21 protein-coding genes are annotated in these 23373 nt (G+C 54.7%); 11 read left to right on the top strand and 10 right to left on the bottom strand.

The features are described from left to right. Position 1 precedes the first annotated feature (1 nt). A complete protein-coding gene (yccS, locus tag BFV65_RS07450) occupies positions 2-2164 on the top strand; it encodes a YccS family putative transporter (protein ID WP_069596417.1) in 2163 nt (720 codons plus the stop codon). Here the strand turns inward: yccS and BFV65_RS07445 are convergent. Further along, positions 2121-2747 carry a TfoX/Sxy family DNA transformation protein gene (locus BFV65_RS07445; protein ID WP_023299743.1) on the bottom strand — a complete coding sequence of 209 codons (627 nt, stop codon included), beginning with the start codon at positions 2745-2747 and terminating at the stop codon, positions 2121-2123. The genes yccS and BFV65_RS07445 overlap by 44 nt on opposite strands. Positions 2748-2964: 217 nt before the next feature. Here BFV65_RS07445 and sulA point away from each other — a divergent pair, with 217 nt between their 5' ends. Both sulA and ompA read left to right on the top strand, forming a co-directional pair. Beyond that, entirely contained in the window at positions 2965-3474 is a 510-nt protein-coding gene (gene sulA, locus BFV65_RS07440; protein ID WP_032610196.1) for an SOS-induced cell division inhibitor SulA, read from the top strand. Positions 3475-3830: 356 nt separating this feature from the next. Then, positions 3831-4883, top strand: coding sequence for a porin OmpA (gene ompA, locus BFV65_RS07435; RefSeq protein ID WP_017694761.1), 1053 nt, complete (start codon positions 3831-3833; stop codon positions 4881-4883). A gap of 65 nt (positions 4884-4948) precedes the next feature. Here ompA and matP read toward each other — a convergent pair whose 3' ends face one another. Continuing rightward, positions 4949-5401, bottom strand: a complete 453-nt coding sequence (gene matP / locus BFV65_RS07430; RefSeq protein ID WP_006809347.1) for a macrodomain Ter protein MatP — start codon at positions 5399-5401, stop codon at positions 4949-4951. A gap of 186 nt (positions 5402-5587) precedes the next feature. On the opposite strand from matP, the gene BFV65_RS07425 reads away from it, so the two are divergent. Next, on the top strand, positions 5588-7348 hold the full coding sequence (locus BFV65_RS07425) for an AAA family ATPase (protein ID WP_069596416.1): 1761 nt from the start codon (positions 5588-5590) through the stop codon (positions 7346-7348). A gap of 68 nt (positions 7349-7416) precedes the next feature. After that, complete coding sequence (fabA, locus tag BFV65_RS07420) at positions 7417-7935, top strand: bifunctional 3-hydroxydecanoyl-ACP dehydratase/trans-2-decenoyl-ACP isomerase (RefSeq protein ID WP_000227926.1); 519 nt, start codon at positions 7417-7419, stop codon at positions 7933-7935. A 71-nt stretch (positions 7936-8006) separates the two neighbouring features. Here fabA and rmf read toward each other — a convergent pair whose 3' ends face one another. The 6 genes from rmf to rlmKL all read right to left on the bottom strand — a co-directional run bounded on the left by rmf (position 8007) and on the right by rlmKL (position 15933). After that, on the bottom strand, positions 8007-8174 hold the full coding sequence (rmf, locus tag BFV65_RS07415; RefSeq protein ID WP_003858162.1) for a ribosome modulation factor: 168 nt from the start codon (positions 8172-8174) through the stop codon (positions 8007-8009). Positions 8175-8428: 254 nt separating this feature from the next. Next, positions 8429-8995, bottom strand: a complete 567-nt coding sequence (pqiC, locus tag BFV65_RS07410) for a membrane integrity-associated transporter subunit PqiC (RefSeq protein ID WP_022647654.1) — start codon at positions 8993-8995, stop codon at positions 8429-8431. Beyond that, positions 8992-10632: an intermembrane transport protein PqiB gene (pqiB, locus tag BFV65_RS07405; RefSeq protein WP_022647653.1), complete on the bottom strand. Its 1641-nt coding sequence runs from the start codon at positions 10630-10632 to the stop codon at positions 8992-8994. The genes pqiC and pqiB overlap by 4 nt, the downstream gene beginning before the upstream one ends. Before the next feature lie 4 nt (positions 10633-10636). Continuing rightward, a complete protein-coding gene (pqiA, locus tag BFV65_RS07400) occupies positions 10637-11890 on the bottom strand; it encodes a membrane integrity-associated transporter subunit PqiA (RefSeq protein WP_022647652.1) in 1254 nt (417 codons plus the stop codon). Positions 11891-11903: 13 nt separating this feature from the next. Continuing rightward, positions 11904-13811, bottom strand: a complete 1908-nt coding sequence (locus tag BFV65_RS07395) for an ABC transporter ATP-binding protein (protein WP_022647651.1) — start codon at positions 13809-13811, stop codon at positions 11904-11906. A 13-nt stretch (positions 13812-13824) separates the two neighbouring features. After that, on the bottom strand, positions 13825-15933 hold the full coding sequence (gene rlmKL, locus BFV65_RS07390) for a bifunctional 23S rRNA (guanine(2069)-N(7))-methyltransferase RlmK/23S rRNA (guanine(2445)-N(2))-methyltransferase RlmL (RefSeq protein ID WP_069597090.1): 2109 nt from the start codon (positions 15931-15933) through the stop codon (positions 13825-13827). Between the two features lie 98 nt (positions 15934-16031). On the opposite strand from rlmKL, the gene BFV65_RS07385 reads away from it, so the two are divergent. Continuing rightward, a complete protein-coding gene (locus BFV65_RS07385) occupies positions 16032-17141 on the top strand; it encodes a YcbX family protein (RefSeq protein ID WP_069596415.1) in 1110 nt (369 codons plus the stop codon). Here BFV65_RS07385 and zapC read toward each other — a convergent pair. Then, positions 17138-17680: a cell division protein ZapC gene (zapC, locus tag BFV65_RS07380; protein ID WP_023299740.1), complete on the bottom strand. Its 543-nt coding sequence runs from the start codon at positions 17678-17680 to the stop codon at positions 17138-17140. The genes BFV65_RS07385 and zapC overlap by 4 nt on opposite strands. Positions 17681-17846: 166 nt before the next feature. Then, entirely contained in the window at positions 17847-18857 is a 1011-nt protein-coding gene (pyrD, locus tag BFV65_RS07375) for a quinone-dependent dihydroorotate dehydrogenase (protein WP_015570907.1), read from the bottom strand. A 249-nt stretch (positions 18858-19106) separates the two neighbouring features. Here pyrD and ssuE point away from each other — a divergent pair, with 249 nt between their 5' ends. Genes ssuE through ssuB form a run of 5 tightly spaced genes read left to right on the top strand, consistent with a single transcriptional unit; the run spans position 19107 to position 23347 of the window. Further along, entirely contained in the window at positions 19107-19682 is a 576-nt protein-coding gene (ssuE, locus tag BFV65_RS07370; protein WP_022647647.1) for an NADPH-dependent FMN reductase, read from the top strand. After that, complete coding sequence (locus BFV65_RS07365; RefSeq protein ID WP_022647646.1) at positions 19675-20637, top strand: sulfonate ABC transporter substrate-binding protein; 963 nt, start codon at positions 19675-19677, stop codon at positions 20635-20637. The genes ssuE and BFV65_RS07365 overlap by 8 nt, the downstream gene beginning before the upstream one ends. After that, a complete protein-coding gene (gene ssuD, locus BFV65_RS07360; RefSeq protein WP_069596414.1) occupies positions 20634-21779 on the top strand; it encodes an FMNH2-dependent alkanesulfonate monooxygenase in 1146 nt (381 codons plus the stop codon). The genes BFV65_RS07365 and ssuD overlap by 4 nt, the downstream gene beginning before the upstream one ends. 9 nt (positions 21780-21788) lie before the next feature. Next, on the top strand, positions 21789-22580 hold the full coding sequence (ssuC, locus tag BFV65_RS07355; RefSeq protein WP_023299738.1) for an aliphatic sulfonate ABC transporter permease SsuC: 792 nt from the start codon (positions 21789-21791) through the stop codon (positions 22578-22580). After that, positions 22577-23347 carry an aliphatic sulfonates ABC transporter ATP-binding protein gene (ssuB, locus tag BFV65_RS07350; RefSeq protein ID WP_069596413.1) on the top strand — a complete coding sequence of 257 codons (771 nt, stop codon included), beginning with the start codon at positions 22577-22579 and terminating at the stop codon, positions 23345-23347. The genes ssuC and ssuB overlap by 4 nt, the downstream gene beginning before the upstream one ends. Positions 23348-23373: the final 26 nt, after the last annotated feature.

Genomic DNA, 23373 nt, shown 5'->3' with positions numbered 1-23373 from the left:
CATGCTAAGCCCCCTGCTTCGTCGCTATACATGGAACAGTAACTGGCTGTATAACGTCAGGATATTTATCGCCCTCTGCGGCACCGTCGCTCTGCCGTGGTGGCTGAATGATGTGAAACTCACCATCCCCCTCACGCTTGGGGTGGTGGCCGGCGCGCTGGCAGATCTCGACGACCGCCTGGCCGGTCGTTTGCGTAATCTGGTCATCACGCTGGTCTGCTTCTTTATTGCTTCCGCCTCCGTTGAGCTGCTTTTCCCGTGGCCCTGGCTGTTTGCCTTAGGGCTGACGGTGTCCACCAGCGGCTTCATTTTGCTCGGCGGCCTCGGGCAACGCTACGCCACTATCGCGTTTGGCGCCCTGCTGATTGCCATTTACACCATGCTGGGCGTCTCTCTTTACGATCAGTGGTATCAGCAACCGGTCCTGCTGCTATTGGGCGCTATCTGGTATAACCTGCTGACCTTAACCGGGCATCTTATTTTTCCGGTTCGTGCCTTACAGGACAACATTGCCCGCAGTTACGAACAGCTGGCCCACTATCTGGAGCTGAAATCCCGGCTGTTTGATCCGGATATCGAAGAGGACAGCCAGGCGCCCCTGTACGATCTGGCGCTGGCAAATGGCCAACTGGTCGCCACGCTGAATCAGACCAAAGCGTCTCTGCTCACCCGTCTGCGCGGCGATCGCGGTCAGCGCGGTACCCGGCGCACCCTGCACTACTACTTTGTTGCCCAGGATATTCACGAGCGCGCCAGCTCCTCGCATGTGCAATACGCTGACCTGCGCGAGAAATTCCGCTACAGCGACGTGATGTTCCGTTTCCAGCGTCTGCTGTCGATGCAGTCTCAGGCCTGCCAGCAACTTGCGCGCTCAATACTGCTGCGCACGCCCTATCAGCACGATCCTCGCTTTGAACGCGCATTCAGCCACCTGGATGCGGCGCTCGATCGCGTTCAGGCCAGTGGAACTTCGCCGGAACAGTTCAAAGCCCTGGGATTCCTGCTCAACAACCTGAGAGCCATCGATGCTCAGCTCGCCACCATTGAGTCTGAACAGGCGATGGCGATGCCGGGCAATGACGCTGACAACCAGCTTGCCGACGACAGTCTCAACGGTTTCAGCGATATATGGCTGCGCCTGAGCCGGCATTTTACGCCGGATTCCGCACTCTTTCGCCATGCGGTGAGGATGTCGCTGGTGCTGTGCGTGGGCTATGCGTTTATCCAGATAACAGGGTTGCATCACGGATACTGGATCCTGCTGACCAGCCTGTTCGTCTGCCAGCCGAACTATAACGCTACCCGCCATCGACTCGCGCTGCGTATTGTCGGGACGTTAGTCGGGGTCGCCATCGGGCTGCCGGTGCTCTATTTTGTGCCTTCAGTAGAAGGGCAACTGATCCTGATTGTGATTACCGGGGTACTGTTCTTCGCCTTCCGCAATGTGCAGTATGCCCACGCCACGATGTTCATCACGCTGCTGGTTCTGCTCTGCTTCAATCTGCTGGGTGAAGGCTTTGAAGTGGCCCTCCCCCGTGTGATCGACACGCTTATCGGCTGCGCCATCGCCTGGGCGGCGGTGAGCTTTATCTGGCCGGACTGGCGTTTCCGAAATTTACCGCGCGTGTCCGACAGAGCAATGAACGCCAACTGCCGCTATCTGGACGCTATTCTTGAGCAGTACCATCAAGGTCGCGATAACCGTCTGGCCTATCGGATTGCCCGTCGCGATGCGCATAACACTGACGCAGAGCTGGCTTCCGTTGTCTCGAATATGTCAACTGAGCCGCGCGCCACGGCAGAAATCCGGGAGACAGCCTTCCGCCTGCTGTGTCTGAACCACACGTTCACCAGCTATATCTCTACCCTTGGCGCCCACCGAGAGAAACTGAAGAATCCGGGCATCCTGGCACTGCTGGACGATGCCGTTTGCTACGTTGATGATGCGCTTCATCATCAACCTGCGGATGAGCCACGGGTTCACCAGGCACTGGATGAACTGGTGCAACGTATCGCACACCTTGATCCAGGCACCGACAACAAAGCTCCGCTGGTCCTTCAGCAAATTGGCCTGCTTATCGCTTTGCTGCCGGAAATTTGTCGGCTGCGACAGCAGATCGCTACCTGGCGGAATGATGGCCCTGCGACTCAGGCAGCGCATTAAACCACTCCGTAAGCTCCCGGCGAATATCCGCCGGGAGTGCCGCTTCATGTAACCCTTCAATCGCGCCTTCAAGCGCGAACAATACCCGGATACTCAGCGCTTTATTCTTAGAGCGCATTTTCAGCCAGCTCGTCTTCGCCCCCAACTGTCGTAGCGTCTCTTCATTGGTAATGCCCGCCTCCATAAGCAGGACCTCAATCTGAAAGGTCAGGTTCGGCAGATCTTTAAGCCGGTTACGCTGATGGCGCTGGTAGCGCTCTTTCCTGGCGGCATCGAGCGCAAACGAGGAGAGCTGAAGCAGTTTTTCCCTGTTTTGCCACAGACCTTCATCCACACGGTAGTAATTAAGCAGCACAGGACGTCCTCGTTTCATCAGGGTCAGAAAAGAGGACGCGTTTTTTACACAGTATTTTGCACTTTGCTCACAGGCGCGAAGGTAAAGCTCACCGTCAGACACCATCGCGAACACCGCTTCATCCACGGCCAGGGTATAACCGCCAAACAGGGCGCGATGATGAATTTCGCCCAGCGGAGAGAGGTATTCTTGAGATTGATAAATCCGATCATAAGATATCTTTTTCATGATAATTCCATTAAAAATCATACAGTAACCACGATATTTCTTACTAACGGATCCGTTAGCAGGAAAATAGGCAACTTATTGCCGTTGGGCAAGATGATTTTTTCAGGTTCACCAGGAATGGATGAAATTTGCGAGTCGCTTTCCGAAAATGAGGTTGATCTTTATGCATACAGGGGTTACTGTATATCCATACAGTAACTACAGGGCTGGAATGAATATGTACACTTCAGGCTATGCAAATCACTTAACACCTTCTACTTCTGCCGCTGGCAATGCTGCGCAGAATTCTATCGGGCGTGAATCGACAGGGCTTATCAGTGAAGTGGTTTACCGTGAAGACCAGCCGCTGTTGACACAACTCTTACTCCTGCCGCTTTTGCAGCAGCTCGGGCAACAGTCTCGCTGGCAGCTCTGGCTGACGCCACAGCAAAAATTAAGTCGCGAATGGGTTCAGTCGGCTGGGCTGCCGTTAGCGAAGGTGATGCAGATTAATCAACTCTCCCCTTGCGATACGGTCGAGTCGATGGTCCGGGCATTACGTACCGGGAACTATAGCGTCGTGATTGGGTGGTTGCCTGAGGATCTGTCGCAAGAGGAACATTTGCGTCTGACTGAAGCGGCTGAAGAAGGTAACGCGATGGGTTTCATCATGCGGCCAGTTCGTGGAGATTCCTATCGCAGAGGACAACATCCCGGGCTAAAAATTCACTCAAATGTGTACCATTGAGTCATTTTAAGAGTTTTCCTGGAATTTTTTTCGACCGCAGTATGCAAAAAAAGTTCAACGCGCCAAAACTGCGGCAAGGCTTGTCTGACGCGGTTCTCGTTAATTTTACTGCACAAAATTCGTTCAAAAATTGTTAAATATTAGGTATACGGAACTTTTTTTTTCATATGCCTGACGGACTTCACACTTGTAAGTTTTCAGCTACGTTGTAGACTTTACATCGCCAGGGGTGCTCGGCCTAAGCCGAAGATATCGGTAGGTTTATATTTGACCACGCCCCCCGGTGAAGGATTTAACCGTGATTCCTCCGATGGAGATATTCATGGCAAATTTTGGATGATAACGAGGCGCAAAAAATGAAAAAGACAGCTATCGCGATTGCAGTGGCACTGGCTGGCTTCGCTACCGTAGCGCAGGCCGCTCCGAAAGATAATACCTGGTATGCAGGTGGTAAACTGGGCTGGTCTCAGTTCCATGACACCGGTTGGTACAACAGCAGCCTGAACAACGATGGCCCTACTCACGAGAGCCAGCTGGGTGCAGGTGCGTTCGGTGGCTATCAGGTTAACCCGTATGTTGGCTTTGAAATGGGTTACGACTGGTTAGGTCGTATGCCTTACAAAGGCGACAACGTAAATGGCGCTTTCAAAGCTCAAGGCGTACAGCTGACCGCTAAACTGGGTTACCCAGTAACTGACGATCTGGACGTGTACACCCGTCTGGGCGGCATGGTATGGCGTGCAGACTCCAGCAACAGCATCGCTGGTGACGACCACGACACTGGTGTTTCCCCAGTATTCGCTGGTGGCGTTGAGTGGGCAATGACCCGTGACATCGCTACCCGTCTGGAATACCAGTGGGTTAACAACATCGGTGACGGTGCTACCGTTGGTGTTCGTCCAGACAACGGCATGCTGAGCGTTGGTGTTTCTTACCGTTTCGGTCAGCAGGAAGATGCGCCAGTCGTAGCGCCAGCTCCGGCTCCAGCGCCAGAAGTACAGACCAAGCACTTCACTCTGAAGTCTGACGTTCTGTTCAACTTCAACAAAGCTACCCTGAAACCAGAAGGTCAGCAGGCACTGGATCAGCTGTACACCCAGCTGAGCAACCTGGATCCTAAAGACGGTTCTGTAGTGGTTCTGGGCTTCACCGACCGTATCGGTTCTGACGCTTACAACCAGGGTCTGTCTGAGAAACGTGCTCAGTCTGTAGTTGATTACCTGGTATCTAAAGGTATCCCAGCTAACAAGATCTCCCCACGTGGTATGGGCGAATCTAACCCAGTTACCGGTTCTACCTGTGACAACGTGAAACCACGCGCTGCACTGATCGACTGCCTGGCACCAGATCGTCGCGTAGAGATCGAAGTTAAAGGTATCAAAGACGTTGTAACTCAGCCTGCGGCATAAGTTATCGTCTTATAAAAAAACCCCGCCATGCGGGGTTTTTTATTATCTGAAGAAAATTAAAAAGCTTATTTTTTACCTAACAGTGCCTGAAGATCGTTTTTCAACGTCGACATCTGGCTGGCATACTTCTCTTTGTGCTCGGCATCTTCAATCAGCTGCACCACCGTTTCCGACAGGGTTTTCCCGCGCCGTTGCGCAAGCCCGGCCAGACGCTGCCAGACCATGAATTCCAGGTCGATGGATTTCTTACGGGTGTGCTGATGCTCGGCATTGAAATGCCGTTTACGACGAGCTCGGATAGTTTGCTTCATCCGGTTTAACAAGGCCGGATTAATGTGTTTCTCGATCCAGCCGTTGACCTGTACCGGTTCGTTTTCGAGGGTCAGCAACATATCCACAGCTTCTTGTGCCGCGCTGGCTTCGATGTAGCAGGTGATCAGCTCCCCTTCACGGTGCTTTTTGACCAGGTACTTCCATTTCCAGCCGCTTTCGAGGTTTTCCAGTTGTTGATATTTCATTGCGATCTCAGTGTTACCGTGTAACTCTGTTCAGAATATCAGTTTTTTGGCAATCTGCTGAAAAGAAATCATATCCTGTGAAACGTCGCAGGCGATCCGCATGACGAAAACCCGAATCCTGATTGGGCAGAGTGCGCCGCTTACGGTATACTCCACGGTTTTACTTCTGACTAAAAAACATCAACTTTGACCATTACGAAACTTGCATGGCGTGACCTGGTTCCGGATACCGAGAGCTATCAGGAGCTGTTTGCACAGCCAGACCTCACAAAAGAACACAAATTCATACTTAGCGAGACACAACCGCGTTTGCATTACGCGCTGGAGCAGATGTCATCCCCATGGGCTACATCTCCTTTCATGCTGCTCAAAGCCCCGGAAGAAGCCGAGTATCTGACGCTTCTCGGTGATGCCATGCGCCAGTTGCAGCCAAAAACGAATGCCGTTTTTGGTGGTCAGTATCATATTGCCGGTCGCGACGTGACATTCGAACCTGCCACGCAGGCAGATGGATTGTTCGCTGCAAAAGGCGAGGTGATCACCGCCAACTGGGTGGAAGCAGAACAGTTGTTCGGCTGCCTTCGTCAGTTCAATGGCGATGTTTCACTGCAACCCGGGCTGGTACACCGCGCGAATGGCGGCGTATTGCTCATCTCCCTTCGCACACTGCTTGCGCAGCCGCTGCTGTGGATGCGCCTGAAAACGGTGGTGACGCAGCAACGTTTTGACTGGGTAGGCTTCGACGAGTCACGTCCTCTGCCTGTTTCCATTCCGTCTATGCCGCTGTCGCTGACCGTCGTGCTGACGGGTGACCGTGAATCCCTGGCTGACTTCCAGGAAATGGAGCCAGAACTCGCGGAGCAGGCGGTTTACAGCGAATTTGAAGACAATATTCAGATTGCAGATGCCGATGACATGGCGCAGTGGTGTCAGTGGGTTATGGCCGTGGCGGAACGTTTCGCGCTGCCCTCACCTGCCGAGGATGCGTGGCCGGGCTTAATCCGCGAGGCCGTACGCTACACCGGCGATCAGGAAACCCTGCCGCTCTGTCCGCTCTGGATCGGCAAACAACTGCGTGAAGTGGGCGTTATCAGCGGCAACGGTACGTTCAACGGTGAGCAACTGTGCCAGATGCTGGCCCAGCGTGAATGGCGCGAAGGCTATCTTGCTGACCGTATGCAGGATGAAATTCTGCTTGAACAGATTCTGGTGGAGACCGAAGGCGAACGTATCGGGCAAATCAATGCCTTGTCCGTCATCGAGTTCCCCGGGCACCCACGCGCCTTTGGTGAGCCTTCCCGTATCAGCTGTGTCGTACACATTGGTGACGGCGAATTTACCGATATCGAACGCAAGGCCGAACTGGGCGGAAACATTCATGCCAAAGGCATGATGATCATGCAGGCATTCCTGATGTCTGAACTTCAGCTCGAGCAGCAGATCCCCTTCTCTGCCTCGTTGACCTTTGAGCAGTCCTACAGTGAAGTCGACGGCGACAGCGCCTCAATGGCAGAGCTGTGCGCCGTGATCAGCGCGCTTGCAGACGTGCCGATTAACCAGAATATTGCGATTACCGGGTCCGTGGATCAGTTTGGCCGTGCCCAACCGGTGGGCGGACTGAATGAGAAAATCGAAGGCTTCTTCGCAATCTGCCAGCAGCGCGGTTTAAACGGCAAACAGGGCGTGATTATTCCGGCACCTAACGCTCGCCATTTGAGCCTGAGCCAGGCGATTCTGGATGCGGTAGAGCAGGAACAATTCACCGTCTGGGCCATCGAAGGGGTTGAGGATGCACTACCCTTACTGACAAACCTGGTCTGGGACGGCGAAGGCCAGACAACCCTGATGCAGACCATTCAGGAACGTATAGCTCAGGCGACACAGCAGGATGCTCGTCATCGTTATCCGTGGCCGTTACGCTGGTTAAGTTGGTTTAGTGCGAACTGATCGGACTTGTTCAGCGTACACGTGTTAGCTATCCTGCGTCCTTCACTAAAATAAGGCTTACTGAGAACATGGTAGATAAACGCGAATCCTATACTAAAGAAGACCTTCTTGCCTCTGGTCGCGGTGAACTGTTTGGCGCGAAAGGCCCGCAGTTACCAGCCCCAAATATGCTGATGATGGACCGTGTCGTGAAAATGACCGAAACCGGCGGCAACTTTGATAAGGGTTACGTAGAAGCAGAACTCGATATCAACCCGGACCTGTGGTTCTTCGGTTGCCACTTTATTGGCGATCCGGTAATGCCTGGCTGCCTGGGCCTCGATGCCATGTGGCAGCTGGTTGGCTTCTATCTGGGCTGGCTTGGCGGTGAAGGCAAAGGCCGTGCGCTGGGCGTAGGCGAAGTGAAATTCACCGGTCAGGTTCTGCCTACCGCGAAGAAAGTCACCTACCGTATCCATTTCAAACGCATCGTTAACCGCCGTCTGATTATGGGCCTGGCGGACGGTGAAGTGTTGGTTGATGGTCGTCTGATCTATACCGCGAACGACCTGAAAGTGGGTCTGTTCCAGGATACCTCCGCTTTCTGATAACGGCTTTTAGCCCCTTCCAGAAAGGCGAAACCTCCGCATTGCGGAGGTTTCTTTTTAAAGAGACGGTATCAAGCAAGTACTGCCCTGTCTCCGATGGCTTCTCGCCAGCCCCCTAGCCATTGGGACCTTTGATTCAGGGCCTGATAGGGACACATTTCTTTAGAACGTCCGGCGATGCCAGCCTGATAACCACGTTGATGAGCCCTTTCCAGGCGATCTCGTTTCTGTCTCTTCATGCCTCGTTTCCCTCATTCTTTTGTCTGGTGGAAAGAAAACAGTGGTTGCAATATGTGCAAGCACAGTTAACGAATACCCCGAATCTGCGTCAGCGTCAACGTTCAAAATTCATACGGGTGTCATATTTGTGAGCTACATGGAAGATCGTTTGTACAAAAAGTGTGATGCGGGACAAGTAACAACCTGAACGTAAAACGAAAAAAAAGCCGCAATCAGCAAGAAGCTGAGTGCGGCTTTCGTCGATGAATTTTACTTATGGCAGGCGGGAAATCTCTCTTGCTATAGTAGCCGACTCCTGTGCCCATCCCTGCGCAAGTACTTTCACCATTTCGTCATAGCCATCTTTCTGCTGCTTGAGTTCAAGATGGAAAGGACGCTTAATCAGCTGACCCTGGTGATTCAGCAGCCACTCCCCGCTGATAACAACGGCACCATCATAGCGGCCATGGAATCCCGTCACGTTAACATTCAGAGTGTCCTGATCGCTTCCCAGAGGCTGCGAGGCAACGACCCAACCGGGGAGCTGGCTGCTCAGATTCGCCACCAGCGTATTGCGTAGCTGCTGATCCAGCGGGCTGGCCCACAGGTTATTGTTGGCGATTACATACTGCACATCGCTGGTCTGGTAGACCACCCCGTTGCCCGCCAGGTAATCTGGCACGGCAACCTGCTCAACCCAAAGCAGACGGCTGCCCTGCGAGGCGCTGCTCTGCGCCCCCGACTGCGCGCTTAACGGCAGCTGGTAGTAGCTTTTGTTATCGCTTCCAGAGCTACAGGCCGTTAATACCAGTGCGCCTGCGATGATTAGCCATTTTTTCATTGTTTCGCCCTCTTAGGCTCAGGATCCTTTTTATCTTTCGCTTCAAACACCAGCGCGTTGCTCTTTTCATTGAGCGTTTTCAGAACGGGCTGTAGCTCGCGTAAAACCTGATCAAGACGTTGCATATCCGCCACCATCTTGTTGTAGGCCGCTGAGCCCGGCTGGAAGCCCTGCATACTGCGATTCAGTTCACGCAACGTTTTCTGCATATCCTGCGGCAGTTGCTGCATGGACTGGTTGGCCGTGATCTTGTTGATATTATCCAGGGTAGTTTGCAGACGTTGCATCGTCGCCTGGCTCTGATGCAGTGATCCCGTCGCAGCCTCAAGCATTGGATTCAGCGGCAGATTGTTGATCTTATCCAGCGTTTCCATCAGACGCTGTTGGATCTGCGCCAGGCCACTGCTGACCGTAGGAATGATTTTGTAGCCGCCAAATTCACGGACTCCCGTCATAGGTGGCGCTTTTGGATAGAAGTCCATATCGACATACAACGCCCCTGTCACCAGGTTGCCGGTTTTCAGCGAGCCACGCAGACCGCGATTCATCAGGTCGCTGATATGCTCCCCAATATCCTGATCCTCACCAATCTGGTTAATTAAACGCTCAGGCTCAATGCGTATCAGCACCGGAATACGATAATCATCATCAAGCATTTGCTTGAGTCCCGGAACAAAGTAAGGCACTTGCCCCACTGTACCCAGACGGATACCGCGGAACTCAACTGGCGCTCCTGGCTGCAAGCCGCGTACAGAGTCCTTAAAGAACATCAGATAATCGATGTGATCGGTATAGAGCGCATCCTGAATGCTTTTTTGATCGTCAAACAGTCTGAAGGCGGTTTTTTCCGCCACCGGTTGTCCCAGATCTATACCTTCCGGCACGTCAAAACTGACGCCCCCACCAAACAGCGTGGTGAGTGAACCCATCTCAACGCGCATCCCCGCAGAGGTGAGATCCACAGCGATCCCACTGTCTTTCCAGAAACGAACGTTACTGGTCACCAGTCGGTCATTAGGCGCATTGATAAATAGCTGATAGCTGATGGTCCGTTTTTGCGGATCGAAGGTGCTCGTTTCAACCGAACCGACACGATACCCACGGAACAGCACCGGATCGCCCGGCGAGAGCTGGCCCGCTTTTTTGCTGTCCAGAATGACGCGGATCCCTTTTGCATCCGGTGGCGCAAGCGGCGGTGAATCCAGCAACTGATAGTTTGCTGGCTGGGCGCCTTTATTGCCGGGCTGGAGTTCAATGTAAGCCCCTGACAATAGCGTCCCTAAGCCGCTGATCCCTTCTCTTCCGACCTGCGGTTTCACCACCCAAAAAACGGAATCTTCATGGAGCAGTTTTTCCATGCCAGCATTCAGGCGGGCCTTAATTTCAACATGGGTTAAATCATCCGTCAGGGTCGCGCTTTCCACGACACCCACATCCACGCTGCGGCTCTTGATGGTGGTTTTTCCGCCCTCAATTCCCTCTGCATTGGTGGTAATTAGCGTGACTTCCGGTCCCTGATGGCTGTAATGATAAAACAGGATCCATGCACCGATCAGCGCGGTCACGATGGGGAAAATCCACACCGGCGACCAGTTTCTGACCTTCTGCACTTTAGCCTCTCCACTCTTATTTTCCATGCTCTTACTCTTCCTCATGGCTTGAATCGGGCTCACGATCCCACGATAAACGAGGGTCGAAGGTCATGGCCGCAAACATGGTCATAATGACGACCAAAGCAAACATCAGCGCTCCCATAGCGGGATAAATACTCATCAGCCCACCCATACGCACCAGCGCTGAGAGAACCGCAATCACGAACACGTCAATCATCGACCAACGGCCAACAAATTCCACGACCTCATAAATCAGATGCATGCGCTCACTGTCACGCTTACCGTGCCCTTTTGCATCCCAGCAAAGCCAGGCAATGGCAATCATCTTTAAGGTCGGAACCATAATGCTGGCGAGAAATATGACGCCTGCAACAGGGTATGACCCTTCGCTCCACAGCAAAATCACCCCGGCAAGGATGGTCGAGGGCATTCTGTCGCCGAGCAGATCGGTGATCATGATCGGCAAAATATTGGCGGGCAGATAAAGCATGACAGAGGTCACCAGCAGCGCCATGGTCCATTGCAGGCTATTTTTGCGTCGGACGTGACCTTTTGTTTCACAGCGGGGACACACCTCGACATCCGCGGGCAGCACGGCGGTGCAGCAGGAGCAGGAGCGCAGCCCCTGACGGATACCCGGTACACCCACCTTTACCGTCTGCGAGAGCGTCGGTGCCGGGGCAATATCGTCCCAGGTCCAGCGTCGGTCCACGCACTGGAAAGCGCGCAGTTGCAGCACGCAATACAGACACCACGGAATAAAGCTACTGCCAATCCCCACATCGCCGTAGGCCATCAGCTTCACGAAGCTGACCAGGATACCCGCCAGAAAAATTTCCGCCATCCCCCAGCTTTTCAGCTGGAACAGGATCCGCGCGAGTTTGATTTTAAGGGCGGTGGGCATCCTGACGCGATTGACCAGTAGCAGAATGACGACCAGGCAAAAAGCCGGGACTATCTGCACGAACAGAAGAAAGAAGGTGCCAAGGCTGGCGTAATCTTCCGAGAACATCACGCCTGGAATTTCCAGTAACTCCACCTGGCTTACCATCCCGCCCACTTTCATAGAGATGAAAGGGAAGAGATTGGAGAGCAGTAACATGAACAGGGCTGCCAGCGCGTAAGCCGTAGGACGCTGCCTTGGCGCGTCCCACTCGGTCGTCAGCGTAGCTCCGCAGCGCGGGCAGGCAGCCTTATGTCCGTGACCAAGCTCTGGCAACGCCACGAGCATATCGCATTGCGAGCATAAAATATGCCGATCGGCATGGTGCTGGTCACACATAGATTATCCCTGTTTATGCGCCGTTTTTCAGAGACTCAAGGTACTCCCAGCGCTCAAATGCCTCTTCCAGCGCCTGCTCGGCCTGGGAGAGTTCAGCCAATACTTTCTGAGTATAGTCGTGAGGCTGCGTAAAGAATGACGCATCAGCGACCTGAATTTGCAGTGCTTCCAGTGCCGCTTCCAGCTCTTCCAGACGCTGCGGCAGTCCTTCCAGCTCGCGCTGCAAGTTATAGCTCATTTTAGCAGGAGACTTTTTGACAGTTTCTGCTTTCACAACAACAGGTTCAGCGACATTTTTGGTCTTCGCCTGTTTTTGCGCCAGCGACTGCGATTGCTGTCCACGCGCGTCATGATAGCCGCCCACATATTGACCGATACGTCCTTCGCCTTCGAAGATCCAGCACTCGGTCACGGTGTTATCGACAAATTGACGATCGTGGCTGACCAGCATCACGGTTCCCTGATAGCCATCAATCAACTCTTCCAGCAGTTCCAGCGTTTCGACATCCAGATCGTTCGTCGGTTCATCGAGAATCAGTAAGTTACTGGGTTTCAGGAACAGGCGCGCCAGTAAAAGACGGTTACGCTCACCGCCGGACAGCGCGCGCACAGGCGTCAGGGCGCGTTTTGGGTGGAACAGGAAGTCCTGAAGGTAGCCCAGCACGTGACGCGGCTTGCCGTTAACCATTACCTCCTGTTTGCCCTCAGCGAGGTTGTCCATCACCGTACGGTCCGGATCCAGCTCTGCGCGATGCTGGTCAAAGTACGCTACTTCCAGCTTGGTACCACAGTGAATACGACCGCTGTCTGCCTGCAACTGGCCCAGCATCAGTTTCAGCAGCGTGGTTTTACCGCAGCCGTTTGGACCAATAAGCGCAATTTTGTCGCCGCGCTGAACCTGAGCGGAGAAATCGTTTACCAGCACTTTGCCGTCAACCGAATAATTCACGTTCTCCATTTCGAAGACAATCTTGCCCGAGCGGGACGCCTCTTCAACCTGCATTTTGGCGCTCCCCATGACTTCACGGCGTTCGCTACGTTCGCGGCGCATCGCCTTCAGGGCGCGAACGCGGCCTTCGTTACGGGTACGACGGGCTTTGATGCCCTGACGGATCCAGACCTCTTCCTGTGCCAGCTTGCGGTCGAACTCGGCGTTTTGCAGCTCTTCGACGCGCAGGTTCTCTTCTTTCTCCAGTAGATAGGTATCGTAATCGCCCGGATAGGTCACCAGCTTGCCGCGGTCGAGGTCGACTATGCGCGTGGCCATGTTGCGGATGAACGAACGGTCGTGGGAGATGAAGATAATGGTGCCATTGAAAGTTTTCAGGAACCCTTCCAGCCAGTCAATCGCTTCGATATCCAGGTGGTTCGTTGGTTCGTCCAGCAGCAGTACCCTGGGCCCGCTCACCAGGGCACGGCCCAGCGCTGCTTTACGCAGCCAGCCGCCGGAGAGCGCCGACAGCTCCATATCCGCTTCCAGGCCAAGCTGAGCCAGCACTTCGTTAATGCGGTTTTCCAGCTGCCACAGGCCGTGGTGATCAAGCATCTCCTGCACTTTTGCCAGCTCGTTGAGATTTTTGTCGCTCGGGTCGGTCATGACCAGATGCGAAATCTCGTGGTAGCGCTTGAGGTATTCCGCCTGCTCTGAAATTCCTTCGGCAACAAAATCGTACACGCTGCCGGTAACGTTACGCGGCGGATCCTGTTGCAGACGAGAGACGACCAGATCCTGCTCGTAAACAATACGGCCGTCGTCCAGCCCCTGCTCACGGTTGAGGATTTTCATCAGCGTCGATTTACCTGCGCCGTTACGGCCGACCAGACAGACGCGCTCGTTATCTTCGATATGCAGCTCTGCATTATCGAGAAGCGGTGAGTCGCTGAAAGAGAGCCACGCGCCGTGCATACTAATTAAAGACATTTATTTTTTCCTTTCAGACCGCGGAGATCAGCCAGCAGTTGTGGATTTGACGGTTACGGGCAAAGTCCTGAGACAGCGTTTTTTGGCTGATTTCTTGTGCTTTAAGTCCCAGTTCGGCCAGGCCGTCGTGATCCATGCGGAATCCGCGCTTGTTATTCGAGAACATAATGGTGCCGCCTTTACGCAGCAGACGCTTCAGGTCGGTCATCAGGCGCAGGTGATCGCGTTGAACGTCAAAGCTATCCTCCATACGCTTGGAGTTAGAGAAGGTCGGCGGATCGATAAAGATAAGGTCAAACTGCTCATCGGTATCGCGCAGCCAGCCCAGCACGTCGGCCTGTAACAGGCGATGCTGACGACCGGTTAAGCCGTTAAGACGCAGGTTGCGCTCTGCCCACTCCAGATAAGTACGGGACATATCGACCGTGGTGGTGCTACGCGCCCCGCCAAGCCCTGCATGAACGCTGGCGCTGCCGGTATAGGAGAACAGGTTCAGGAAGTCTTTGCCCTTACTCATCTGTCCCAGCATGCGGCGGGCGATGCGGTGATCGAGGAACAGACCGGTATCAAGGTAATCGGTCAGGTTAACCCACAGGCGCGCGTTATATTCGCCCACTTCGATGAAGTCGCCCTTCTCGCCCATCTTCTGATACTGGTTTTTGCCTTTCTGACGCTCACGGGTTTTCAGCACCAGCTTGTTTGGCGAAATGCCGAGTACGGCGATGGTGGCCGCAATCACATCCAGCATACGCTGACGCGCTTTTTGCGCATCAATGGTTTTCGGCGGGGCGTATTCCTGAACCACCACCCAGTCTGCATAGCGGTCAACCGCCACGTTGTATTCCGGCAGGTCAGCGTCGTAAAGGCGATAACATTCGATGCCTTCCTGCTTCGCCCACTTCTCAAATTTCTTCAGGTTTTTGCGCAGACGGTTGGCATAATCTTCCGCCACGCCAGACGGTTTGCTGTCCGCTGCTATCTCTGCCAGATGGTAGTTTTTCTGCACGCAGTCCAGCGGGCCGTTTTTCGCCTTGAACTGGCGATCGGCACGTAATTGCAGGCAGCTCAGCAGCTCCGGCGAGGCGCTAAACAGGGAGAGGTTCCAGCCGCCGAAATGCGCTTTCATGTTGCGGCCCAGCAGGCTGTGTAGCGCAATCAGCGCTGGCTCGCTGCCAAGACGCTCACCATACGGCGGGTTGCTGATCACCGTACCGTACGGGCCTTTTGGCAGCGGATTGGTCAGGTTCGCCACATCTTTGACGTCGAAGGTCATCAACTCACCGATACCGGCACGACGGGCGTTGCTGCGCGCGCGTTCAATCACCCGTGGGTCGTTGTCCGAACCGTAAAAGTGAGAGGTGTACTCCGCCAGCCCTTTACGGGCACGGGTCTGCGCGTCGTCTTTGACCTCTTTCCAGAGGGCTTCATCGTGCTGCGCCCAGCCTTTGAAGCCCCACTGTCCACGATGCAGCCCTGGCGCGCGGTCGGTGGCCAGCATCGCGGCTTCAATCAGCAGCGTACCGGAACCGCACATTGGATCGAGCAGCGGCGTACCCGGCTGCCAGCCGGAGCGCATCACGATAGCGGCGGCCAGTGTCTCTTTGATTGGGGCCATGCCGGTGCGATCGCGATAGCCGCGCAGATGCAGGCCTGCGCCGCTCAGATCCAGGGAAATACTGGCAGTGTCGCCGTTCAGCCAGACGTTGATACGCAGATCCGGGTTTTCACGATCAACGTTCGGACGTTCTCTATTACGACGCGTGAAGCAGTCCACAATGGCGTCTTTGACGCGCAGGGCACCGTACTGGCTGTTGCGGATCTCATCGTTGACGCCGTTGAAATGCACCGCAAAGGTGGCGTCCGGGGTGAAGATCTCTGTCCAGTCGATCATCTGTACACCGGTGTAGAGATCAAGATCGCTGTAGACCTTGCACTCTTTCATCGGCAGCATGATGCGCGACGCCAGACGGCTCCACATCAGGCTCTGGTAAATAAGCCGCGTGTCGCCCTCAAAATGGACACCACCCTGAACCACCTGGCACTCTTTCGCGCCCAGGGTTTCCAGTTCAGTTTTTAACAGCTCTTCCAGCCCACGGGCCGTACTGGCAAACAGAGAATTCATATCGTCACTTTTACTCATAGAAAATTGTCGCGCATTATAGCTAATATGGCGTGTATGTCATAAAGTTGAAGGCTTATTTTATTTAGCGGGAGTGTGCAGTGGCGACGTTATCCAGGCTTTTTATTCATCCGGTGAAATCCATGCGCGTTATCGGCGTGACGCACGCGCTGGCCGATATGAGCGGATTCGCCTTCGATCGTATTTTTATGATCACCGAGCCTGACGGTACGTTCATCACCGCACGTCAGTTCCCGCAGATGGTTCGCTTTACGCCTTCCCCGCTTCATGACGGATTGCATTTGACCGCGCCAGACGGTTCAAGCGTCGTGATCCGCTTTGCTGATTTTGCGCCGGTTGATGCGCCAACGGAAGTGTGGGGCAATCATTTTACCGCGCGTATCGCGCCGGATAACATTAACCAGTGGCTGAGCGGCTTTTTCTCACGTGACGTTCAGCTGCGCTGGGTTGGGCCTGCGCTGACTCGTCGCGTGAAACGCCACGACGCGGTTCCCCTCTCCTTTGCGGATGGTTTTCCCTTCCTGCTGACCAGCGAGGCCTCGCTGCGTGATTTACAAACCCGTTGCAAAGCCAGCGTGCAGATGGAACAGTTTCGCCCGAATCTGGTGGTGACCGGAGCGGATGCCTGGGATGAAGATACCTGGAAAGTGATCCGCATCGGCAGCGTTATCTTTGATGTCGTGAAGCCGTGCAGCCGCTGTATTTTTACCACCGTCAGCCCGGAGAAAGGCCAAAAACACCCTTCCGGCGAACCGCTGAAAACCTTGCAATCATTTCGTACCGCGCAGGATAACGGTGATGTCGACTTCGGCCAGAACCTGATCCCCCGCTCCAGCGGCGTAATCCGCGTGGGCGACGAGGTCGAAATTCTTACCCGCGGGCCTGCAAGAGTGTACGGCGCAGGCCAGGAAGAAGAAATGGTTGACGTTGTCACCAACGTCGCTTCCGCGGTGGATATTCACTGGGAAGGCAAAGTTATTCGTGGTAACAATCAGCAGGTGCTACTGGAACAGCTGGAGCAGGCGGGTATCCGCGTACCTTATTCCTGTCGCGCGGGGATTTGCGGATGCTGTCGCATTAAACTGGTCGATGGTGAAGTGAGTGCCCTGAAGAAATCTGCGATTGGCAGTGACGGCACGATCCTGTGCTGTAGCTGTGTACCGAAAACATCCGTACAGCTGGAAGCTTAAACCGCCTGTTCGAGGCTGAAGGAATCGACGCGCAGCTGAGGCTTCAGCCTGTCATTCATCACTTTGATGGCATCACCTAACTGCATGACTCGCCCGGCAATGGTCACGCCGGGTTGGGCCAGCAAACAGAGCGCAGCGTTTTCACCGGGTTCAACCACCAGCAAATTCACCTCTTCTTCGGTATCGCTCAGATTGACGCTGGCCGCATCGCCGATAGCCGGGGTCCAGCTCATACCGTGCGCGAGGAAATGCCAGCTTTTCGGCATTTGTGGTTTCAGGAAACGGATCGCCACCAGCGCATTTAGTACCAGTTCAGCGCGCTGTTCTTTGGAGAGATTGAAGTCGCGGCATTTTTCTTCAAAAGAGAAATAGAGTGCAGCGTCGTCAACGCAAAAGCCTGAGGGAGCAAACGCGTCTGGCGTTAACATTCGGCGCGCAAAACGAGAGCGAAACAACATGCCATTGGCTAAGTCGAGCATCATACGGTCATGCTCGTCACAAAAATACCAGCGCCAGTTATCGTCAGGTTTAATTCGCATGTTTCTCTCCCGTCCCCAAAACGTCCTGTACTAAAAATGTCCTGTTTGCCGCTTCGCTTATAACACTAGTAATAAAAGACTATAATGTCTAAATAAGCAACAATGACGGAATATAAAACAACCAGGGCTGGAAATAAAGCCCTGGTTGTCTGATTAAGAGAAAAGATTAGATATGCGTGACAATTTCTTTAATCAATGGCGGCCCTTTAAAAATAAAGCCGGAATAAATTTGCACCAGTGAAGCCCCTGCCGCCATCTTCTCACGTGCAGCGATGACGGAGTCAATGCCACCCACGCCAATAATCGGCAGCTGGCCTTTTAATTCCGCGGAGAGTGCGCGAATAATTTCGGTGCTTTTTAATTGTACCGGACGGCCACTTAATCCACCCGCTTCGTCACAGTTTTTCATTCCCTGGACGAGGGAGCGATCGAGCGTTGTATTGGTCGCAATCACACCATCAATATTATGGCGAACTAAACTGTCGGCAACCTGGATCAATTCTTCTGCCGAAAGATCCGGGGCGATCTTAACCGCGACCGGAACATATTTATGGTGGATCGCCTGTAGCGCCGTTTGTTTATTTTTAATGGCGCTAAGAAGATCGTCAAGCGCTTCGCCATATTGTAATGAACGCAGCCCTGGGGTGTTAGGCGAGGATATATTCACCGCGATATAACCGGCATAGGCATAGACTTTTTCCATACAAATCAGATAGTCATCTTTACCCTGCTCGACGGGCGTGTCTTTATTTTTGCCAATATTAATACCCAGCACACCATCAAAATGGGCTTTCTTAACGTTCTCAACCAGATGATCGACGCCAAGGTTATTAAAGCCCATGCGGTTGATCAGCCCCTCGGCTTCAACCAGGCGGAACAGACGTGGCTTGTCATTTCCCGGCTGCGGACGCGGCGTCACCGTCCCGATTTCGATCGAGCCAAAGCCCATCGCACCGAGTGCATCAATGCATTCGCCATTTTTGTCCAGACCGGCTGCAAGGCCCAGTGGATTTTTAAACGTCAGGCCCATGCATTGGACAGGTTTTTCCGGCACGTTTTGACGCACCAGCGCGGCCAGAGGCGTTCCTGTAATACGACGTAACTGCTGAAATGTAAATTCATGAGCGCGCTCAGGATCGAGCTGGAAAAGGGCTTTACGAACGAAGGGGTAGTACATGAACTCTCCTGGATTCCCGGTGTGCAAACCGGGAGGGGATTATGTGCGATCCCGCCCGGAAAGGGAATTGACCTGTGGCAAAAAAAGCCATGTAAAACGCAATCGTTTACTTATCGGTTCGCTTCTTATGCTTTTTTCTGCATTCATCCTGAGGATAAATCATTTAGTGGAATAACCACGCAATGTCACACTCCTGAAAATTGTTATGAATGTTAGATAAAAGCAAACAATTAGTTATAAGGAGCAACCATGCGCGTCATTACCCTGGCCGGAAGCCCCCGCTTCCCCTCTCGATCCAGCGCACTGCTGGAATACGCTCGCGAAAAGCTTAATGCTCTGGATGTCGAAGTGTGTCACTGGAATTTGCACAATTTCGCGCCTGAAGATTTGCTCTACGCCCGTTTCGACAGCCCGGCGCTGAAAACCCTGATCGAACAACTTAAGCGTGCTGACGGGTTGGTCGTCGCGACACCAATTTATAAAGCCTCTTTTTCCGGTGCACTGAAAACGCTGCTCGATCTGCTGCCCGAACGCGCGCTGGACGGTAAGGTCGTCCTGCCGCTGGCCACAGGCGGTACGGTAGCCCATTTACTGGCGGTGGATTATGCCCTCAAGCCGGTTCTGAACGCGCTGAAAGCGCAGGAGATCCTGCATGGCGTCTTCGCTGACGACTCACAGGTAATCGACTACCAGCATAAACCGCATTTCACGCCGAATCTGCAAACCCGCCTCGACAGCGCGCTTGAAACCTTCTGGCACGCCCTTAATCGTCGGGATCGCCACGCGGCGGCATTTCATCAATCACAAGGAGTGGCGCATGTTTAAAACAGTTACCCGTATCGGGCTGGCAGGTCTGCTGGCAGTGGCATCGCTGGCTCAGGCGGCGGAGAAAACGCCGGAGAGCCTGCGTATCGGTTATCAGAAAGGCAGCGTCAGCATGGTGCTGGCGAAAAGCCATGCGCTGCTGGAGAAACGTTTCCCGCAGACCAAATTCTCATGGGTCGAGTTCCCTGCCGGACCGCAGATGCTGGAGGCGCTGAACGTCGGGAGTATTGATTTAGGCAGCACCGGCGATATCCCGCCGATCTTTGCCCAGGCGGCCGGGGCGGATCTGGTTTACGTTGGCGTTGAACCCGCCAAGCCGAAGGCAGAGGTTATTTTGGTGCCGGAAAACAGCGAGATCAAAAGCGTCGCCGATCTCAAAGGTCATAAGGTTGCTTTCCAGAAAGGTTCCAGCTCGCACAACCTGCTGCTGCGCGCGTTGCAGGAGGCCGGCCTTAAATTCACCGATATCCAGCCCGTTTACCTGACGCCTGCCGATGCGCGCGCGGCGTTTCAGCAAAAAAATGTTGATGCCTGGGCTATCTGGGATCCGTACTACTCCGCCGCACTGTTGCAGGGCGGTGTGCGGGTGCTGAAAGACGGTACCACCCTGAAACAAACCGGTTCGTTCTACCTGGCGGCACGTCCTTACGCTGAAAAAAATGGCGCATTTATTCAGCAGGTGCTGGATACCTTCTCTCAGGCCGATGCGCTGACCCAAAGCCAGCGTCAGCAGAGCATCACGCTACTGGCAAAAACCATGGGCCTGCCTGAACCGGTGATCGCCACCTATCTTGACCACCGTCCTCCCACCACCATAGCGCCGGTTGACGCCCACGTTGCCGCCCTCCAGCAGCAAACGGCAGACCTCTTTTATCAAAACCGCCTGGTTCCAAAGCAGGTGAATATTCGCGAACGCATCTGGCAACCCGCTGGCATTGAAGGAAAAAAATCATGAGTCTGAATCTTTTCTGGTTTTTACCCACCCACGGTGATGGACACTATCTTGGCACAGAAGAAGGCGCCCGCCCGGTCGATCACGGCTATCTACAGCAGATCGCCCAGGCGGCAGACCGCATCGGTTTTACCGGGGTGCTGATCCCGACGGGCCGTTCATGTGAGGATGCGTGGCTGGTTGCCGCGTCGATGATCCCCGTCACCCAGCGCCTGAAATTCCTGGTAGCCTTGCGCCCGAGCGTGGTGTCGCCCACCGTCGCGGCACGCCAGGCGGCAACGCTGGACAGGCTCTCCAACGGCCGCGCGCTGTTCAATCTGGTGACGGGCAGCGATCCGCAGGAGCTGGCGGGCGATGGCGTTTTTCTCGATCATACCGAGCGCTATGAAGCCTCCGCAGAGTTCACCCGCGTCTGGCGACGTCTGCTGGAAGGGGAAACCGTCACCTTCGAAGGAAAACATATCCACGTTCGCGATGCGCAACTCTACTTCCCGCCGGTACAGCAGCCGCGCCCTCCCCTTTATTTCGGCGGATCGTCGGACGTGGCGCAGGAGCTGGCGGCTGAGCAGGTCGATCTCTATCTGACCTGGGGCGAGCCACCGGAGCTGGTTAAAGAGAAAGTTGCTCAGGTACGCGCCAAAGCCGCAGAACATGGCCGTACGGTGCGCTTCGGCATTCGCCTGCACGTGATCGTACGCGAAACCAACGACGAGGCCTGGCAAGCCGCCGACCGTCTGATCGCTCATCTGGACGACGACACTATCGCCAAAGCACAGGCGGCGTTTGCCAAAACCGACTCCGTGGGCCAACACCGAATGGCCTCCCTGCACAACGGCAAGCGTGAAAATCTTGAGATCAGCCCGAACCTGTGGGCCGGGGTGGGTCTGGTGCGCGGCGGCGCCGGTACGGCGCTGGTCGGCGACGGTCCAACCGTAGCGGCACGCATTAATGAATACGCGGCGCTGGGGATCGACAGCTTTATCCTGTCTGGCTACCCGCATCTGGAGGAGGCCTACAAGGTGGGTGAACTGCTCTTCCCGCACCTGGATGTCGCTATCCCGGAGATTCCGCAGCGACGTCAGCTTCAGTTGCAGGGCGAAGCCGTGGCGAATGCGTTTATCCCGAGAAAAGTCGCACAAAGTTAAGGAGCCACCATGTCTTCAACCGCACAAAAATGGCTGCTGCGCGCCGCACCGTGGTTTCTGCCCGTCGGCATTGTCCTCGTCTGGCAACTGGCGTCTTCAACTGGCTGGCTGTCGAGCCGTATTTTGCCCTCTCCGGAGGGCGTTGTGGAAGCGTTCTGGTCGCTAAGCGCCAGCGGTGAGCTGTGGCAACATCTTGCCATCAGCTCCTGGCGCGCGGTAATCGGCTTTTCGATTGGCGGGAGCATCGGCCTGACGCTGGGGCTGATCAGCGGCCTGTCCCGCTGGGGTGAGCGGCTGCTGGATACTTCCGTTCAAATGCTGCGTAACGTGCCGCATCTGGCGCTTATTCCGCTGGTTATCCTGTGGTTCGGCATTGATGAGAGCGCCAAAATTTTCCTCGTGGCGCTGGGAACATTATTCCCGATTTATATCAATACCTGGCATGGGATCCGCAATATCGATCGCGGTCTGGTTGAGATGGCCCGCAGCTATGGCCTGTCAGGTTTTGCCCTGTTTACCCATGTGATCCTGCCGGGCGCCCTGCCCTCCATTATGGTTGGGGTGCGTTTTGCGCTCGGCCTGATGTGGCTAACCCTGATCGTGGCGGAAACCATTTCGGCCAACTCCGGCATTGGTTATCTGGCGATGAACGCCCGCGAGTTCCTGCAAACGGACGTGGTGGTGGTTGCCATTATCCTTTATGCCCTGCTCGGCAAACTTGCGGACGTCAGCGCCCAGTGGCTGGAACGTAGCTGGCTGCGCTGGAACCCGGCCTACACCGCTCAGGAGGCGAAAGCATGAATACTGCACGACTGAACCAGGGAACACCGTTACTGCTGAACGGCGTGACCAAACGCTACGGTGATAACACCATTCTGAATGCACTGGATCTGCATATTCCTGCCGGACAGTTTGTGGCCGTTGTTGGCCGCAGCGGTGGCGGCAAGAGTACCCTGCTGCGTCTTTTAGCCGGGCTGGAGGCGCCAAACAGTGGTGACATTCTGGCAGGCACCACGCCGCTGTCCACGATTCAGGATGATACGCGCATGATGTTTCAGGACGCGCGTCTGCTGCCGTGGAAAACGGTGATGGATAACGTCGGGCTGGGCCTGAAGGGTAGCTGGCGGGAGGATGCCCGGCAGGCACTCGCCGCCGTCGGGCTGGAGAATCGCGCGGGAGAGTGGCCTGCGGCCCTGTCGGGTGGACAAAAGCAGCGCGTGGCCCTGGCACGCGCGCTGATTCATCGTCCCGGCCTGCTGCTGCTTGATGAACCGCTCGGCGCGCTTGATGCCCTGACGCGGATCGAGATGCAGGACCTGATTGAAACCCTCTGGCAGACGCACGGCTTTACGGTTCTGCTGGTGACGCATGACGTAAGCGAAGCTGTGGCAATGGCAGACAGGGTGCTGTTAATAGAAGAGGGTAAAATTGGTCTGGATCTGACGGTGGATATTCCACGTCCTCGCCGGGTGGGATCGGCCAGACTGGCGGAGCTGGAGGCGAAAGTGCTGGATAGAGTGATGAAACGTGGAGAAGCGGAGATTCAGCGGATAAAGGCTAATGCCTGATGCCCTCACCCCGGCCCTCTTCAACA

The organism is Enterobacter hormaechei subsp. hoffmannii (genome assembly GCF_001729745.1).
Classification (GTDB): Bacteria; Pseudomonadota; Gammaproteobacteria; order Enterobacterales; family Enterobacteriaceae; genus Enterobacter; species Enterobacter intestinihominis.
This window is presented reverse-complemented; position numbering and strand designations above follow the sequence as displayed.